The sequence below is a fragment of the Pseudoalteromonas sp. DY56-GL79 genome, from assembly GCF_041414765.1.
Lineage (GTDB): Bacteria > Pseudomonadota > Gammaproteobacteria > Enterobacterales > Alteromonadaceae > Pseudoalteromonas > Pseudoalteromonas piscicida.
Genome location: NZ_JANHZS010000002.1, coordinates 195,627 through 212,037, shown reverse-complemented (window position 1 = coordinate 212,037; position 16,411 = coordinate 195,627). Strand labels below are relative to the sequence as shown.

At 42.3% G+C, this 16,411-nt stretch carries 16 protein-coding genes; 6 read left to right on the top strand and 10 right to left on the bottom strand.

What is annotated here, in order from left to right:
• Window positions 1-4 precede the first annotated feature (4 nt).
• The 8 genes from NO992_RS02340 to NO992_RS02305 all read right to left on the bottom strand — a co-directional run bounded on the left by NO992_RS02340 (window position 5) and on the right by NO992_RS02305 (window position 7,799).
• The gene (locus NO992_RS02340) at window positions 5-622 is read right to left on the bottom strand and encodes an energy transducer TonB (protein ID WP_010369012.1); all 618 of its coding nucleotides are present in this window, start codon (window positions 620-622) and stop codon (window positions 5-7) included.
• Window positions 622-1,026 (bottom strand): biopolymer transporter ExbD, encoded by a 405-nt coding sequence (locus NO992_RS02335; protein ID WP_010369015.1) that lies wholly within the window; start codon window positions 1,024-1,026, stop codon window positions 622-624. Before NO992_RS02335 ends, NO992_RS02340 begins: the two co-directional genes overlap by 1 nt.
• 14 nt (window positions 1,027-1,040) lie before the next feature.
• Window positions 1,041-1,565, bottom strand: a complete 525-nt coding sequence (locus NO992_RS02330) for a MotA/TolQ/ExbB proton channel family protein (RefSeq protein ID WP_017218012.1) — start codon at window positions 1,563-1,565, stop codon at window positions 1,041-1,043.
• On the bottom strand, window positions 1,565-2,926 hold the full coding sequence (locus NO992_RS02325) for a MotA/TolQ/ExbB proton channel family protein (protein ID WP_237116945.1): 1,362 nt from the start codon (window positions 2,924-2,926) through the stop codon (window positions 1,565-1,567). The genes NO992_RS02330 and NO992_RS02325 overlap by 1 nt, the downstream gene beginning before the upstream one ends.
• Before the next feature lie 6 nt (window positions 2,927-2,932).
• Window positions 2,933-3,703: a DUF3450 domain-containing protein gene (locus NO992_RS02320; protein WP_138582638.1), complete on the bottom strand. Its 771-nt coding sequence runs from the start codon at window positions 3,701-3,703 to the stop codon at window positions 2,933-2,935.
• Between the two features lie 403 nt (window positions 3,704-4,106).
• Entirely contained in the window at window positions 4,107-4,769 is a 663-nt protein-coding gene (locus tag NO992_RS02315) for a CatA-like O-acetyltransferase (protein ID WP_249031242.1), read from the bottom strand.
• A gap of 31 nt (window positions 4,770-4,800) precedes the next feature.
• On the bottom strand, window positions 4,801-5,841 hold the full coding sequence (locus NO992_RS02310; protein WP_010369022.1) for a Glu/Leu/Phe/Val dehydrogenase: 1,041 nt from the start codon (window positions 5,839-5,841) through the stop codon (window positions 4,801-4,803).
• A gap of 431 nt (window positions 5,842-6,272) precedes the next feature.
• Window positions 6,273-7,799, bottom strand: coding sequence for a fumarate hydratase (locus NO992_RS02305; RefSeq protein WP_010606398.1), 1,527 nt, complete (start codon window positions 7,797-7,799; stop codon window positions 6,273-6,275).
• Between the two features lie 163 nt (window positions 7,800-7,962).
• Between NO992_RS02305 and pabB the strand changes: the two genes are divergently transcribed.
• The 6 genes from pabB to NO992_RS02275 all read left to right on the top strand — a co-directional run bounded on the left by pabB (window position 7,963) and on the right by NO992_RS02275 (window position 15,276).
• Window positions 7,963-9,312, top strand: a complete 1,350-nt coding sequence (pabB, locus tag NO992_RS02300) for an aminodeoxychorismate synthase component I (RefSeq protein WP_130164470.1) — start codon at window positions 7,963-7,965, stop codon at window positions 9,310-9,312.
• Complete coding sequence (locus NO992_RS02295) at window positions 9,302-9,862, top strand: CoA pyrophosphatase (protein ID WP_130164471.1); 561 nt, start codon at window positions 9,302-9,304, stop codon at window positions 9,860-9,862. The genes pabB and NO992_RS02295 overlap by 11 nt, the downstream gene beginning before the upstream one ends.
• Before the next feature lie 169 nt (window positions 9,863-10,031).
• Window positions 10,032-11,408 carry an L-serine ammonia-lyase gene (locus tag NO992_RS02290; protein ID WP_371374029.1) on the top strand — a complete coding sequence of 459 codons (1,377 nt, stop codon included), beginning with the start codon at window positions 10,032-10,034 and terminating at the stop codon, window positions 11,406-11,408.
• Window positions 11,409-11,838: 430 nt separating this feature from the next.
• Window positions 11,839-12,069, top strand: a complete 231-nt coding sequence (locus tag NO992_RS02285) for a hypothetical protein (RefSeq protein ID WP_010369032.1) — start codon at window positions 11,839-11,841, stop codon at window positions 12,067-12,069.
• 234 nt (window positions 12,070-12,303) lie between these two features.
• Window positions 12,304-14,727 carry a S8 family serine peptidase gene (locus NO992_RS02280; RefSeq protein WP_371374026.1) on the top strand — a complete coding sequence of 808 codons (2,424 nt, stop codon included), beginning with the start codon at window positions 12,304-12,306 and terminating at the stop codon, window positions 14,725-14,727.
• 12 nt (window positions 14,728-14,739) lie between these two features.
• Window positions 14,740-15,276: a hypothetical protein gene (locus NO992_RS02275; RefSeq protein ID WP_253107388.1), complete on the top strand. Its 537-nt coding sequence runs from the start codon at window positions 14,740-14,742 to the stop codon at window positions 15,274-15,276.
• A 91-nt stretch (window positions 15,277-15,367) separates the two neighbouring features.
• On the opposite strand, the gene NO992_RS02270 is transcribed toward NO992_RS02275, so the two are convergent.
• Together NO992_RS02270 and NO992_RS02265 are read right to left on the bottom strand one after the other, a co-directional pair.
• Window positions 15,368-15,883 (bottom strand): hypothetical protein, encoded by a 516-nt coding sequence (locus NO992_RS02270; protein ID WP_010369038.1) that lies wholly within the window; start codon window positions 15,881-15,883, stop codon window positions 15,368-15,370.
• Window positions 15,883-16,404, bottom strand: coding sequence for a hypothetical protein (locus NO992_RS02265; protein WP_010369040.1), 522 nt, complete (start codon window positions 16,402-16,404; stop codon window positions 15,883-15,885). The genes NO992_RS02270 and NO992_RS02265 overlap by 1 nt, the downstream gene beginning before the upstream one ends.
• Between the last annotated feature and the right edge of the window lie 7 nt (window positions 16,405-16,411).

The following is a 16,411-nucleotide window of genomic DNA, read 5'->3' as shown; positions in this document are numbered from 1 at the left end:
CTCCTTAATTACCTTGGTTTAGTGTGAAATCAAGCTGGACTGTGATGCCAGGTTGCTTCTGTGGCTTACCATCAACAACTTTAGGACGGTATTTCCACTTACGAAGTGCACGCTTCGCTTCACGGTCAAAGATACGCTTTGGTTCAGCATCGATAATTTCAACATCTTCGACTCCACCTAGCTCATTGATCGTGAAAGATAAACGTACCCAACCTTCTTTGCCATCACGAGCGGCTTGAGGTGGATATTTTGGCTCAATTCGAACGATAGGTGTTGCATCACCATCACGGCCAAACTCGCCAGGTCCAGATAAACCACCTGCAGTACCACCTAGGTCAATGCTAGGCATGTTAAAGCCGATGTTACCCGCAGAAGGATCAGCCGTGTCTGGCTGAGGCGGCTGCGGTTTTGGCGGCTGCTTAGGTGGTGGCGGCGGCGGAGGCGGGACACGCTTCCGCTGCTGCACCTTTGATTCAGGCGGATTCGACATAATCTCGACTACGATTTGTTCCTTTTGTACATCTGCCCTATCTGCTCCTCCGGAGATAAGATATGACATGAAAAAGAACAAGCCGAGAGTTACTGCCCCACCTGCTAGAAGTGAAAACAGAAGTCGAATCATTACTGATCTCCAGCTATTGAAATCTTCAAGTTGTCGCCAGTCGCTTTAATTTGGTCCATAACTTGAACTACTACGCCGTGCTTCGCGCCTTTATCGGCTTGAATAATAATCACGTCAGTAGGTTGTTCTGCCATCAGACTTTCAAGGTTTGCACTTACACGCTCAACATCAACTTGACGCTTGTCCATCCAAATCTCACCGTTTTCACGGATTGCGATAAAGATGTTCGCATTCTTAGTCTTTTGTGCTTGTGCCGCTTTTGGCTTGTTAACCTCAATACCAGCTTCTTTAACAAAAGAAGTGGTTACGATGAAGAAGATAAGCATGATGAATACGATGTCTAGCATCGGCGTCATATCTACTGCTGCATCTTCCTCTTCACGAAAACGTTGTTTACGTGCCATAGTTCAATCTCTCTCTAGTGATGAGGCAAGCTATCAACTAGCTTCTCTTTAGCCATTTTTGCACGTGCTTCTAGACGCGTGCTAAAGAAAACACCTGATAGTGCCGCAACCATTCCAGCCATTGTTGGTACCGTAGCCATTGATATGCCTGAAGCCATTAATCGTGCGTTACCCGTACCTTGAGTAGCCATCGTTTCAAATACTGTGATCATACCTGTCACTGTACCTAAAAGACCGATTAATGGACACATCGCAACCAATGTTTTGATAATCAACATGCGCTCATCTAATTTTTCAGACGCTTCAGAAATCCAAGCATCGCGGATTCTGTGTGCGTACCAAGACGTAGTATCTTGGCGGGCGTCCCACTTAGCAACGATATCCTTGTGTAGCTTAGGAAACTCGCCTAGTAGGAACCAATAGCGCTCAATCATTAAAACCCACATTAGAAAGAGTGCTATCGCGACCACGTATAATACATCGCCGCCTGTAGCAACAAAATCCCTGATAGATTCCCATATCTCCATCAGGACTAACATTAGGCTTTCTCCTTCTCCGCGTGAGTAGCAACAATACCTGCGCTTTGCTCATCTAGGATGTGTAGAACCGCTTTGCTACGACCGTGTACAACAGCGTGAAGTAGAATTAGAGGTAGAGCTGCAATAAGACCTAGTGCTGTAGTTACTAGCGCTAGAGAGATGTTACCTGCCATGATTTTCGGATCACCAGTACCGTAAAGTGTGATTGATTCGAATGTCATGATCATACCAACAACCGTACCTAGTAGACCTAGTAGTGGCGCAATAGCCGCTAGGATCTTGATGATGTTTACACCCATCTCAATACGCGGAGTTTCACGTAGGATAGCTTCATCAAGCTTAAGCTCTAGGTTTTCAACGTCTTGATCTTTGTTATCATGATAAACTTTCAAGATACGACCAAGTGGGTTGTTTGTGTTAGGGTTATTCGCGTTTTTGATTTGCGCTTTGATTTTACCGCTAACAATGAATAGGTCTAGCATACGAACGATGGCAATCAATGCACCTAAAATAAGTAGTGCTGTAATGATGTAACCAACCGTGTCACCTTGGTGCCAGCGCTCTTCCATCGTTGCACGTTGAGTATTAAGTTGTAGTAATGAACCACGAGTCGGGTCAACTGCAACCATTACGAATTTATCAGCAGATGCACCGATTAGACGTTCAACACCACCTAGCTCACCGCTTGGCTGCTTACCAAGAGGAACAATTTGCTTGTTCTCAGCATCGTAAATAACGTAGCCGTCTTTAGTAACTAGGTTGAAGTTACCAACACGTGTTACTTCTTTAACGTTTACGTCACCATTTAGCTCAGCAACTTCAGCTTCAAACTTAGAAACTTTAGCTGATTCAGTCATTTCAGTTTGGAAAGCAATCCAAAGGTCTTCTAGTTCACGAGTAGTTGGCAGCTCTTTCGCTTCAGCTAGTGAACGAAGCACTTCAGCACGTCCAGGTTTTTCAGCACTTACTAGTGAAGCTTCGATTGAACCGATAGCGTCAGCAGCTGAACGACGTACAACACCGAACATTTCACCAAGTGTACCTTTGGCATTTTCTAGCTCAACTTCTTTTTCAGCAAGTGTGATTTCATTTTGTTTGAACTGCTCATTTAAACGCTCACCGCGTGCTTTTTCTGCAGCCAATTCACGCTTCGCTTTGTTCAACAATGCTTGTTTGTCAGCACGATCGTTTAAAAACTCTTGCTCACGTTGTTTGTTGATTTTGCCTTCAGAAATACGGTTTTGTTTAACCTGCTCTAGGATTTTGTCCAAAGCTTCAGTGTTTGCGTGTGCATTTAGCGCGGCACCAGCAGAAACTGTTAACGCTGCAGCAACTGCAAAACCTTTAAATAGTTTCTTCATCATTAATTACTCCGCGCCAAAGATAGGTAGATCGATAAGTTCAGGAGCCGCTTGCTTACGTGCAATACGGATCATGCTCTTAACTGGCTTAAGATATTCTTCGCCAAGTTGTTCCCACTGCTTAGTGTTGTTGTTCCAAACCCAAGCGTGTTTTTGGTCGAACGACTGAGCTACGTATGCGATACGGCCAAGGCGTGCGAAGTCAACATTGATGTTTTTGCCGTTTTGTTCAAGAGAACCTTGGCTCGCAACGATAGTTGTACTGTAGTCAGTTTCAATCGTGTAAGCTTCAAGCACTTGACGGAACTTCTCAGATGTTGTTACAGATGAGTTAGTCATGATGCTGCGAAGTTTCTCAACGCGCTCTAGACGTGTTTCTTGATTAAACGGAACGTCCGCTTTGATGAATTGCTCAAGCGTATCGATCATGCGATACATCAAAGGCACAACGTCCTGTTTTGTCTTGTCAATAGTACCAATTTGACGCTCAAGAGACTCAATACCTGCATTTTGATCCGCTACAAGACGTGCAACGTGATCGTTATACACTTTAAGCAGTTCTGCTTCTTCAACCAGACCACGGTATTCCGCGATCATTTCTTGAGACTGACCGTAAAGGTTATCAATCTTTTCTTGAGACTTTTTAGCAGCCGTTTGAGTTTGTTGACCTACTTTTTGTATGTCATTCAAAGGATCTGCAATCACATTGCTGCTTGCAAAAGCTGTCGCGCCTAAAAGCGCCGTAGCTACAAGGCTCTTTCTGATTTTAACAGACATAGTTCCCAACCAATTAAGTAATGTTACTTTTATAATTTTCGCGCTCTCACCAACGTGAGAGCAACCCTGATATCATTTGACAGATATCAACTGTCCAATAATGCTAAATGCAACACGATGTGTCAACTTCACTGTGAAAACATTTTTTGTCAATAAATAAGTAATAATTATATACAAAACAAAAAATTAACATCAAAAACACAGCAAAAGATACACATCCTTTGTAAAACCAACCTTTTGCATACGCTGTTTACAATATTTTACATCAGATTTATTCCAATAAATTGAATAGATATTCCAAATAGAAATTATGAATAACCTATTAAAACAGCAGCATAAGCTAGATTTCTCATTGCACAGAACGCAAATTATTTCATCTTCTGCGAACTAACGCAAAATTTGTTTATCTGTCCCAAATCGCTTGATCTATTTTTTCCTGCAGAATTTGAACGAATTCAGCGACGTGTAGACCATCCATTAAGGCATGATGGACTTCAATACAAAATGGCATCGTACCATCTGCTTTATTGTATTTTCCGAACACAAATTTTGGGATCCCGAAGTCATCTCGACTGTGTCTCGCATGACCAAAACTGGAAAAAGATAACCATGGAAGTATAGATACATGCACGCAATTTGGCACCTGACTTTCCATTAAAAATTGCTCATTGACTAGCGGTCCATTTAGTTGCTCAGTTTTGCTATGAATATTGGCGCTAATAAAGCGGTTGAAATCACTTTCAGGTGCGAGCCTTACAAATCTAAAGGTTTCATCCCCTCGCAGAAAAACACTGCTAATTTCTACAGCATCATATTCAACCACCTCTCCTGCCTCTATACGGTAACGAATAGGGGTATAGCTTTGTAATGCCAGTTGTAGTGCGTATAGGCAACTAAGAGAAAACGGAACGGCATTACGTTTACTCATTTCGTAAACTCTTTCCATTTGTAAGCTGACGGTAACGGTGAAGTAAGGTTGGGCAAAATCATTGAAGAACGAAAAGTGTTCTTGGCGAGGCCAAGTATCAAGAGGTATTTTCTTTTTCATACAAAAAAAGGGGCGCATGCCCCTCTCTGGTAATTAAACGGCGATGTTATTATAGACCGTTTTCAATAATCTCTTGAGCTAATTTATCAGCAATTATATGTGTTGAAACTTTCTCATCTTCAGAACGCTTAAAGATTTCGGTTAGCGTGTCGTAGATACCTTCAACGTGTTTAGTTGCTGCTGCCTCATCATAACCTTCAGGTTTTGTTTCATAGTAAACATTGATGATCCCACCAGCATTAATCACATAGTCTGGTGCATATAAAATGCCTTTTTCACGAATGATCTCACCATGACGCGACTCTGCAAGCTGGTTGTTTGCACACCCTGCAATAATCGTGGCTTTGATACGTGGAATAGTGTCGTCATTTACCGTAGCACCTAGTGCACACGGCGCATACACATCAACATCTAAATCATAGATTTCGTCAATACCAACAGCAGTCGCATTGAAATCATTGACCACTCGTTGCACTGACTCTTCGTTGATGTCTGTAACAAATAGCTCTGCACCCGCTTCATGAAGATGCTTACATAAAGTGTAAGCAACTGCACCCAAGCCCTGTACGGCAACTTTGATACCAGCCAAGTCTTGGTGACCATACTTGTGTTGGTAAGCTGCTTTAATTCCAAGGAACGTGCCTAACGCAGTAAATGGAGAAGGGTTACCGCTTTTACCTTCGAGGCCCATTACGTAGTTAGTTTCTTTATGCATTACCATTACATCACCGGTTGTGATGTTTACATCTTCAGCTGAGTAGTAACTGCCACCTAGGCGGTCTAGGTGTTTACCAAATGCTCTGAATAGCGCTTCTGACTTGATAGTCTTAGCATCGCCAATAATGACAGATTTGCCACCACCAAATGGTAAACGTGCAACCGCATTCTTATATGTCATCCCTTTAGACAGACGCAGTACATCATATACTGCATCTTCATCAGAGGCATAATTCCATAGGCGACAACCGCCTACCGCTGGACCTAGTTTAGTGTTATGTACCGCGATAATCGCTTTTAGGCCTGATGCTTCGTCTGAACAAAATACGACTTGCTCATGGTTATCAAATTCAACTTGGTTAAATACAGCCACTTTCTTCTTCTCCAAAAATTATCTATCCCATACGGGTAAGCTCTTAAGTGTGACTTTGCGTTCAATACCACACTAAGGGCAAATAGCGCTGAAATTGGCAAGACTCTATCACTAACTCTAGCACCATTCCACAAATTGAGATGATATAAACCCAATTCAAAGCAAATACAAATATTTAATTCAAAATAAAAACAAATACAGAAAAATCAAACCAAAAATAAAAACATTAAAGGAATTTTAATTTAACTTATTGAGCTTTTCTGAAGTTACTGTTTACGTAAACGGAAGGTAACTAGTTGTTGTAAACTTATCCATACAAGAAAGGAGGCGTATAGCCTCCTAAGTAGTACTTCGGCTCCCAACTTAACACTGAAACCGAATGTTTGAAGTGGAAAGTACCTATTTTGTACTCTCCATCAATGTATAGCTGATTAACTAAGTTTGCTATCTAACTCTTCAATTCGTGCTTTCCAAATTGCTGGGCCTTGGGTATGCGCATTCTCACCATTGCTATCAACAGCAACCGTCACCGGCATGTCCTCTACTTCAAACTCGTAAATAGCTTCCATACCTAAGTCTTCAAACGCTACAACACGTGATTTCTTAATTGCCTTAGCCACCAAGTACGCTGCGCCGCCTACAGCCATAAGATACACGGCTTTATTTTGTTTGATTGACTCGACAGTTGCTGGACCGCGCTCGGCTTTACCGATCATGCCGATAAGACCCGTTTTCTCTAACATCAGATCAGTAAACTTATCCATACGTGTAGATGTGGTAGGGCCTGCAGGACCCACGACTTCATCGCCAACAGCATCCACTGGACCCACGTAATAGATGAACTTATTAGTGAAATCGACACCTTCTGGCAAGCCTTGACCAGAATTCATCATTTCTTGCAGACGTTTATGCGCTGCATCTCGACCAGTTAAGATCTTGCCTGAAAGCAACACCGTTTCACCCATTTTCCATTCTTGGATATCTGCTTTGGTCAAAGTATCTAAATTGACGCGACGCGTATCTTCACCCACTTCCCAAGTCACTTCTGGCCAATCTTCGAGCTTTGGTGCTTTTAGATCTGCAGGACCTGAACCATCTAGTGTGAAATGTACGTGGCGTGTAGCGGCACAGTTAGGGATCATTACCACTGGCTTAGACGCTGCGTGTGTTGGTGCTGTTTTGATTTTAACGTCAACAACGGTTGTTAAACCACCAAGACCTTGTGCCCCAATACCAAGCTTGTTTGCACGTTCAAAAATTTCTAGACGCAGCTTTTCTTCTGCAGTTTCGGCGCCACGTTCCATTAGCTCATGGATATCAACCGGATCCATTAAAGATTCTTTTGCCAATACAGCCGCTTTTTCTGCTGTACCACCGATACCTATACCTAGCATACCCGGAGGACACCAACCAGCGCCCATTGTCGGTAATGTTTTTTCTACCCATTCAGCAACATCATCTGATGGGTTTAGCATCACCATTTTAGTTTTGTTTTCAGAGCCGCCCCCCTTCGCTGCAATCATCACTTCAACTTCAGCACCAGGTACTAAGTCAATGTGTACTACCGAAGGCGTATTGTCTTTGGTGTTTTTACGGCTACCAGCCGGATCGGCAACGATTGATGCACGTAGTGGGTTATCTGGATTCATGTAGGCACGACGAGTTCCCTCATCTACCATTTGTTGTACCGTCAAGTCTGTTTTATCCCACTTAACGTCCATACCGACTTTAACAAAGCAGGTTACTATCCCCGTGTCTTGACACAGCGGACGCTTACCTTCTGCTGACATACGCGAGTTAATTAAGATCTGTGCAATTGCATCTTTCGCGGCCTTACTTTCTTCTTTTTCGTAGGCTTTTTCTAATGCTTGGACAAAATCAAGTGGGTGGTAAAATGAGATATATTGAAGCGCATCTTCAATGCTATCAATAAAGTCTTGCTGACGGATTGTACTCATGACGGTTCCTCAATTTTCGACGGTATTTTTTGGTATTGAAACTTCGCTGGCAATTGTTGTTATTCAGCGTTAGAAAGTCAATTTCAATACCTTAAACTATGGAATAGCAGGTAACTATGATAACCTCCCCGCCCGTTTGGGGCTAGCTTTGCAGGTCAAGTAAATGATAAACGAGCGAATAAACTGTACGAAATTAGACATTAGGCACAATGCACTAGAATTATTTGAACACTTTGCAAACGAATCTCAGGCTATCCTGTTAGATTCCAGCGATTCTAATCACATCAATAGCCGCTACGATATCATTGCGCTTGCACCAATTAATTTACTTGAAGCTAAAGACGGAAATGTATTTTTAGACGGCCAGCTGCAGAGTAGTTCTATTTTCACTATGATGAAAGATAAGCTTGCCCAGTTTAGTAATTGCAGTGCTCCCCATGATTTACCTTTTAATGGCGGTTGGCTTGGTTATTTTGGCTATGATCTCGGCCGTTATATTGAACACATACCACATTGTGCAGAACATGATATTAAGCTACCCGACGCCTGTGTTGGCTTGTATCCAGACGCGTTAATTCATGACAAAGTACTCAAAGCTTGGTTTTATGTGTCACAACCTAATACACAAAGGCTAGAAATGTATTTGCAGCGGCTCAAAGACGCCTCAGCGTTCGAGCCATTTAGACTGACGTCACAGTGGCAGTCAAACATGAGTAGAACACAATACGAGCAAAATTTTGAGCGCATTCAATCTTATTTGCTAAGTGGCGACTGCTATCAAATAAACCTAGCACAACGATTCAGTGCGAGCTTTTCCGGCGCGCCGTGGTTAGCGTATAAAAAGCTTCGAAACCACAACCAAGCACCTTTCTCAGCATTTTTTAACTTGGGCGATAGTGCCATTGTTTCCGTGTCACCAGAGCGCTTCATCCAAGTTAAAGACAATATTGTAGAAACTAAGCCGATTAAGGGCACCTTGCCAAGGTTACCAAATACTGACGCCGATAAAGCGCAAGCTGAAAAACTGCGAAACAGCAGCAAAGACCGAGCCGAGAATGTCATGATAGTAGACCTACTACGTAATGACTTGGGTAAGGTAGCGGAGCCAGGTTCCGTCGCAGTTCCATCACTCTTCGCAATCGAGAGCTTTCCTGCTGTTCACCATCTAGTCAGCACGGTAACGTCTAAACTAGCAGAGGGTAAATGTGCTGTTGATCAACTCGAAGCCGCCTTCCCTGGTGGCTCCATAACAGGTGCACCTAAGATCCGCGCCATGGAGATCATCGAAGAGCTAGAGCCACACAGACGCAGCGTTTATTGCGGCTCAGTCGGTTACCTCAGCGCCTGTGGTAATATGGATACCTCTATCACTATCAGAACCCTAGTTTGTCATCAAAATAAGATACATTGCTGGGCAGGTGGTGGTATAGTCAAAGACTCTCAAGTGCAGTTGGAATTTGAAGAGACTTACCACAAAGTGAATAAAATCCTCCCGGTATTAAATGAAGATTGATCAGGTTATATCGCAATTTATGTTGGCACCCATCATGGCGCAAACACCAACCGCACTGCATACTCTAAAGCAAAGTGCGGTGCTTATTCCTATTGTTGATGTAAATGCTCGTGCGCACCTGTTGTTTTGCAAACGCAGCAGCGAGTTACCGAGCCACCCTAGTCAAATTTGCTTTCCTGGCGGCAAAGTCGAACAACAAGATAGTAATATCATCAACACAGCACTGCGTGAAACCGAAGAAGAGATAGGTCTGACAATCTCTGAGTCTCAAGTACTGGGCATATTACCATTTATGCAAACGCTCACCGGATACCAAATCACCCCCGTTGTTGCTTCTGTACAACAAGATGCAACTTGGGTGAATCAAAGCGACGAAGTGCAACACACATTTACGGTGTCATTAAAGCAATTAAGCACGGCCAAGAATTGGCGAACCTTCCATTTTACCCATAAAGGCAAACCAGTTTCACTCGACGGATTTATGACACCGCACGGTTTACTGTGGGGTGCAACGGCAAAAATCGTCAAACAGTTCACCGCCCTATTTTAGCCCTTAACTGGTAAGACCTTTTTTAAAATCCACCTCCACCTTGCAGATCAGAGACCTTTCTATCATGCTTACTGCAAAATCTGGCATATACTTTTGCCGATTATGGGTTACTTCCCTAAGTAGACACGTTATGATGGCGTCCGTTTTAAAGGCAATGTGAGTAAAATTTATGATCAGTGCATTCGATATGTTTAGTATCGGTATTGGCCCTTCTTCCTCTCATACAGTGGGACCAATGCGTGCTTCTAGGTTATTCGTACAAGACCTTCAGGCACAAGGCATCGTTGATGATATCACTTCGGTGAAAGTGGAACTGTTCGGTTCTTTAGGCCAAACAGGTATTGGCCACGGCTCTGGCAAAGCTGTTATTTTGGGACTTGCGGGTTACGACCCTGAGACCATAGATGCAGATCTAGTACCAGAGATCTTAGAAACCATAGAAAATGAACAGGTTATCTATCTCGACAAGCAACACAAAGTAAAATTTCCTAAGCAAGGCGCGATTGTTTTTCACCGTCGCAAAACGCTGCCTAAGCACTCCAATGCAATGGAAATAAAAGCGTACAAAGGCGAAGAGCTTGCTCATAGCCAAATTTACTATTCGATTGGTGGTGGCTTTATCGTTACCGATCAGAATTTTGAAGCTGAAAAGCAAGCAGCGCTAGATATCAGAACAGAAAACCCGGCACCTTATCCATTCAATTCAGCCGCTGAGCTACTGGAAATGTGTAAAGAGTCTGGTCTCAGTGTGTCTTCATTAATGATGGCCAACGAGAAGACTCTACGTAAAGAATCTGAAATAAAAGAAACGCTGTTCCACATCTGGCAAGTAATGAAAGCTTGTATTGAACGTGGTATGAAAACCGAAGGTATTTTACCGGGCGGTTTAAAAGTTCGTCGTCGTGCATCTAGCCTGTATTTAAAACTCAGTGTAGAGACGCACCAAGATCCGCTACGCGCAATGGATTGGGTGGATTTGTTTGCACTGGCAGTCAACGAAGAAAATGCAGCGGGCGGCCGCGTAGTGACCGCACCAACCAATGGTGCAGCTGGTATTCTTCCAGCGGTGTTAATGTACTATCACACTTTTATCAAAGAAGTGGATATAGAGATTGCCACACGTTATCTACTTACCGCAGCGGCAATTGGGATCTTATATAAAAAGAATGCCTCAATTTCTGGTGCTGAAGTAGGATGTCAAGGTGAAGTAGGTGTTGCGTGCTCAATGGCTGCTGGCGCGCTAACCGAAATAATGGGTGGTAACGTTATACACGTCGAGAATGCCGCCGAGATTGGTATGGAGCATAATCTGGGTCTTACCTGCGACCCTGTCGGTGGGCTTGTGCAAGTTCCGTGTATTGAGCGTAATGCGATGGGCTCTATTAAAGCTATTAACGCATCTCGCCTTGCTTTACGCGGTACGGGCGATCAAAAAGTATCACTAGATAAAGTGATTAAAACGATGCTTGATACCGGTAACGACATGAAAACCAAGTACAAAGAAACCGCACGCGGTGGATTGGCAGTAAATATTATTGAGTGCTAACTGACAATTGTCAGTTCACTTTATAGATGACTTAATGGCATCATGATGGCAAATCATGATGCCATTTTTTATGGTGTATACAGATTAAATTACTGATTTTAGTTTACTCTTTATAAGCATGAATAATTAACTTTAGACCAGAGTAAGCGGTAAAATAGCGCATTGTGGTCAAAACCTTTATATAGCAACTGCCTGTTACAACAATAGAGTTTTTATGGTGACAGCACTTAATCACCTTGCAAACGCAAAAGTATCTATTGTCATTTAGTCAAGGCAATATGTAGTAACCATGGAATAATTTCTACAAGATCCATGATAAATAAGCATTATCAGAAATTCAGGCTATTTACATCCATACGGTAATAGATGGATAAAATACGACTAAGCTAAATATCAACATCAATTATCAACAAAAAGGAGTAAATTGATTATGTCCGGCACTACGATGGTTTTTTTAATTGTACTTATTAGCGTTGGTGGAGGCATACTTAGCGAAATGTATAAACGCCGTTTAGAATACAAAAAGTTAGATTCGCAAAGCCAAAAAGAACGAGACCAGTTGCACACAGAGCTTAATGCTTTGAAATCAAGAGTTGCCATTCTTGAGCAGATTGTGACCGACGAAGGTTATCAAGTTAAAAAGGATATCAACAATCTATAATAGCTTCCCGCCAATGATTACAAGCAAACAGGTTAAATACTCCTCTAACCTGTTTGTTTTTTCATCTTTCTCAGCTACCATTTACATTCGTTTTCAATGCCATTAACTACTTGAAAGTATGAATAAAAAATAATTTTTATTCACATCGTTATTACAAACAAATAAATTATAAAATTGCTAACATAAATTTACTTGAGTACATTTGTTGCCGTAAAGAGTACAAAGGTAAATAACATGAATAACAATAAATTTAAATACACGGCGCTATCGACAGCGATAGTTTTAGCCCTATCAGCCTGTGGTGGCAGTGATAAAGATAATGGCAACACTGCGCAACAAATTGACCGTTCACCTCAAGCTGGTGTGACTCAGCTAGAGAATGTGAAACACTGGCAGACCATTTCAGGTACAATTCAGGCTTCAGATCCAGATAGTGATAACCTTTCAATCGCAATATTTGATGGCGAAACTGAGATAACACCGGTAGACAATGTTTATACATTGCCACACGGTGTTTTAACACTAAAGAGCATCTCTACGTTTGATTACTTGCCGCTCACAGGCGAAGCAGCAACAATTAAATATACCGTTACAGCCAAAGGTAAATCTGCAAATGGTAGCATTGAGATCCCAGCATCAATTACAGATCCGCTTGCAAACCAACAGTGGCATTTAAGAAACACTGAACAGTCAGCATTCTCACAAAGCGAAGTGCTCGTAGAACAAATGGCCAAACGTAGACTGGGTAGTTCTGCATCTGAAGATGAGCTCAAAGCCGAAGAACAAAAACTTAGAGATTCATTCGTAGGTAGCAAAATAGCAGGTAACGACCTAAATGTCGCAGAAGCACATGCGTTAGGGATCACAGGTAAAGGCATCATTTCCGTAGTTGTTGACCACGGCACAAATATCGGCCATGAAGATTTGAGCGATAATGTACTTTCAGGTCGTTCAATTAACCTTCTTCCGAATGCAAGCGATCCTACCGATCCGACTATGACAGGATATTGGACTGAGCAAGAAGACAAAGACGGTAATATCGAAGAAGTATACGAAAAAAATGATATTGAAGCGCACGGCACCGCTGTTTCAGGGTTAATCGCAGCTAAGGGGTGGAATGGACTCGGCGGGCGAGGTGTAGCTCCGGACTCAAGCCTTATTAGTATTAACTACTTAGATTATCAACGCGGTGGCCTAATAGATTTAGCCATTATTCACGGCATGGATGGTAGCGGTATCCGTAAAGATGAAAATGTCTTATTTAACAGAAGCTATGGCTATAGCCCTGCCCATTTTTTACCAGAAAACGAAGTTAGAGAATCACTCTTCGCCTATGCACCTTCAACTCTAAGAGACGGTAAAGGAGCCTTAAGTATCGTCGCTGCTGGGAACGAGTTTGTTAATGGTTCACATAATGGTGACTACTGTAAAAGAACGAATGTCGCCAGTATCGGATTAGGCTGTATTGATGTAAACGTTTCTCAAGCCAGCCGCTCGCCGCATAGCTTAACAGTTGCAGCTGTTGCTGCAAATGGTAAGAAGTCGAGTTACTCTTCTGCTGGTAGTGCTCTATTTATTTCAGCTCCAGGTGGTGAATACGGGGCATTTGCTCCTGCGATGGTCACAACAGACGAGATGACATGCTTGGAAGGCTATTCAAGCTTTGCAGGAGTAGAAGAGCTGTACCAGTATGGCTCGCAAGCATTTGTTGAGGCCTTTGCCAACTTCAATTACCCTGGCCATCCACAGAATGCAAACTGCAATTATACAAATACAATGAATGGTACTTCTTCAGCCGCTCCTAACACCTCTGGTGTGATTGCTTTGATACTTGAGGCCAATCCAGATCTGAGTGCAAGAGACATTCGTCATATTTTAGCTACGACAGCGGTCAAGAATGACCCAGAAAATAGTCAAGTTAAATTAACAACACCAACCGGCGAATTCATTGCACATTTAGGTTGGGTGAAAAATGCTGCAGGTTACCATTTTAATAACTACTATGGGTTTGGCCTTGCGAATGCAGGCAAAGCAGTCAAAATGGCGATGAACTACAAGACCGACTTAGGCACACAAATTTCCTCTGAGTGGATCGATGCTGGTAGTCAAATATTGGAAACCAAAATCGATGCTAATGGGTTCCCTGAACTTGTCGCACCAACAACCCCAAGTTTGAACCTTACGATTCCAGATAACGATGCACAAGGTGTTACACATAATATCGTATTAGATGATGAAATGACGGTAGAGTCGATGCAGTTCCGCTTTACGATTTCAAACCCAGAAATGGCACTATATAATAATCCAAGTATTCCTGGTGATACCGCGAGCTCTGCTGGTACTGATCTAGCACTTGAAGTAACTTCTCCATCGGGTACCAAGGCAATTGTACTTGCGTCTAAACATGCCCACTTAATGCCCGCAATCCTAGATGGTTACTATCGTTCAGGCTATGTGCAACTACCTTCAGTACACTTTTTGAGCAATGCATTTTATGGTGAGCAGGCAAAGGGGACTTGGACTGTAAGAGCCGTGGACACTGATAAGCCGGACCAAGTAAACTATTTAAATAGGGCTAATAAAGCGAGTATTGTATTTGCAAACTCAGAACCTTCGACTCTTGAGGGTTGGGGTTTAAGAGTTATCGGGCGTAAGTAAGAGGTAATTAAAATGAATGTAAAAAAACTATTTTTGGCTTCTGTCTCAGTAATTTCAATGAACACACTAGCAAACGTCATGACCTCTGAGCTTAAGCCATTAGAACTAAAAGCCGTTGATGTAGCAACGTTGAAAAAAGTAAAAGATACCGCTGAAACCGCAGTTTTAACTAAAGAAGCAAGACTAAAGGCTCTACCAGCTGCGATTGCAGCACCCGAAAAGACAGTTAGAGTGCATCATGATATTGCCTATGTAAAATCAGCCTCGATACGCAAAGTTGGTTATTATAAAGGAGATGTACTTTCCGACAAGCAAGGAAACAAGCGGGTAGTTTCTGGCAATCTGGAAATTAAGTATAATGGTGACCTGCAAAGTATTGCAAACAAGTTCGATCTCATTATTTTACGAGACTTCGAAAATAAGATTGCTCTAGTTAAACCAAGATCAAATAATATTGAACTGAATAAGCTTGCACTGGAACTAAGCAAGTTAGAACAAGTTGCAGTTGCTGAGGTTGAGTTACTTGGCAGCTTAGAGCGAGCGTTCTAAGTAAGACTGTTGCCACACTAAAAGAAGGCCAGCTCTACAATAATTCAGAGCTGGCCTTGTTGTCTTTGACTACCACTAAATAAACGTAGCGCTAGTATGGTTTGTTGATAGTCAAATTAAGGTTGATATCTTGTATACGTGTATAAAAAGCACGCGATAAATTCCCAACCTTTGTTAAGACCAACTTCCCAGATCCACAACCATCTGGTACCGCTATTGATCTAGTATTGATATATGGCGTCGCCGAATAGCTAACCTGCTGATATCGAACACCAAACGCCCTATCTTCAGCAACTAAGGTATTTTCACAATACAACTGAAAGTCCATTGCAAAGTTAGACGAATACCACGCACTATATACTGAACCGCTGAGGTTAAAGTCCAATATACTGTTTTGGCCGATAATGAGTGTCTCAAAGGGAAACTCATATCCAGTTTCAGCATACTGGGGTTCGCCATCTTTAACACTATATCGCTCTTTGATAACGGCAAAGTCGGATTTAGTCAAATTAATGGTTTCACCAGTAATAACAGTTGGTAGTGCAACACAGTGAGTGCTCACCGCGATACTGCCAAATAATACAAGTGAACAATATAACTTGCTCATTAGCCACCTACCACTTCGATGACTTTAACTCGCAGCTTCATATCGGTATAAATCGTGTAAAACTGACGGCTTAAATTACCCTCTTTATTAATTCGGATTTTCATCTTTTTACACTGACCCGCTGTATTACGGATCTCACTGACTCTTGGCTTTGCGGTATAGGATACTTGGTCATACCTCACTCCAAAGGCAAAAGTCGCCCCAATTATTTGCTCAGAACTAGGATCATTGGTTGCATCACTGCAACTGACAAACATTGAAGCAAGCATATTGCCGGCAAACCATTTGGTCTTAATCTCGCCATCAACTTCATAGAGCAGAGACTGACCATAATCGCCCTCAACAAACAGCTCTTTCTCATAGCCTACCACTGCTGTAGTACTACCATATGGTTTAGTGATGGGCGTAAAGTCAGAGAAGTCCAATTGGTATATAACACCACCAACATGTACTGGGTTTGCATTAGTAATTGCACTAATGCAGCAAAAAGCAACGCCAGAAAGCAATTTTCTAACCATCATATACACC

What these genes read in the sequence shown, in the direction of transcription:
- NO992_RS02315 (WP_249031242.1), bottom strand. Translation starts at nt 4,769, where the DNA reads ATGCGCCCCTTTTTTTGTATGAAAAAGAAAATACCTCTTGATACTTGG.
- NO992_RS02265 (WP_010369040.1), bottom strand. Translation starts at nt 16,404, where the DNA reads ATGATGGTTAGAAAATTGCTTTCTGGCGTTGCTTTTTGCTGCATTAGT.
- NO992_RS02325 (WP_237116945.1), bottom strand. Translation starts at nt 2,926, where the DNA reads ATGAAGAAACTATTTAAAGGTTTTGCAGTTGCTGCAGCGTTAACAGTT.
- NO992_RS02290 (WP_371374029.1), top strand. Translation starts at nt 10,032, where the DNA reads ATGATCAGTGCATTCGATATGTTTAGTATCGGTATTGGCCCTTCTTCC.
- NO992_RS02295 (WP_130164471.1), top strand. Translation starts at nt 9,302, where the DNA reads ATGAAGATTGATCAGGTTATATCGCAATTTATGTTGGCACCCATCATG.
- NO992_RS02270 (WP_010369038.1), bottom strand. Translation starts at nt 15,883, where the DNA reads ATGAGCAAGTTATATTGTTCACTTGTATTATTTGGCAGTATCGCGGTG.
- NO992_RS02340 (WP_010369012.1), bottom strand. Translation starts at nt 622, where the DNA reads ATGATTCGACTTCTGTTTTCACTTCTAGCAGGTGGGGCAGTAACTCTC.
- NO992_RS02320 (WP_138582638.1), bottom strand. Translation starts at nt 3,703, where the DNA reads ATGTCTGTTAAAATCAGAAAGAGCCTTGTAGCTACGGCGCTTTTAGGC.
- NO992_RS02285 (WP_010369032.1), top strand. Translation starts at nt 11,839, where the DNA reads ATGTCCGGCACTACGATGGTTTTTTTAATTGTACTTATTAGCGTTGGT.
- NO992_RS02280 (WP_371374026.1), top strand. Translation starts at nt 12,304, where the DNA reads ATGAATAACAATAAATTTAAATACACGGCGCTATCGACAGCGATAGTT.
- pabB (WP_130164470.1), top strand. Translation starts at nt 7,963, where the DNA reads ATGATAAACGAGCGAATAAACTGTACGAAATTAGACATTAGGCACAAT.
- NO992_RS02335 (WP_010369015.1), bottom strand. Translation starts at nt 1,026, where the DNA reads ATGGCACGTAAACAACGTTTTCGTGAAGAGGAAGATGCAGCAGTAGAT.
- NO992_RS02330 (WP_017218012.1), bottom strand. Translation starts at nt 1,565, where the DNA reads ATGTTAGTCCTGATGGAGATATGGGAATCTATCAGGGATTTTGTTGCT.
- NO992_RS02275 (WP_253107388.1), top strand. Translation starts at nt 14,740, where the DNA reads ATGAATGTAAAAAAACTATTTTTGGCTTCTGTCTCAGTAATTTCAATG.
- NO992_RS02305 (WP_010606398.1), bottom strand. Translation starts at nt 7,799, where the DNA reads ATGAGTACAATCCGTCAGCAAGACTTTATTGATAGCATTGAAGATGCG.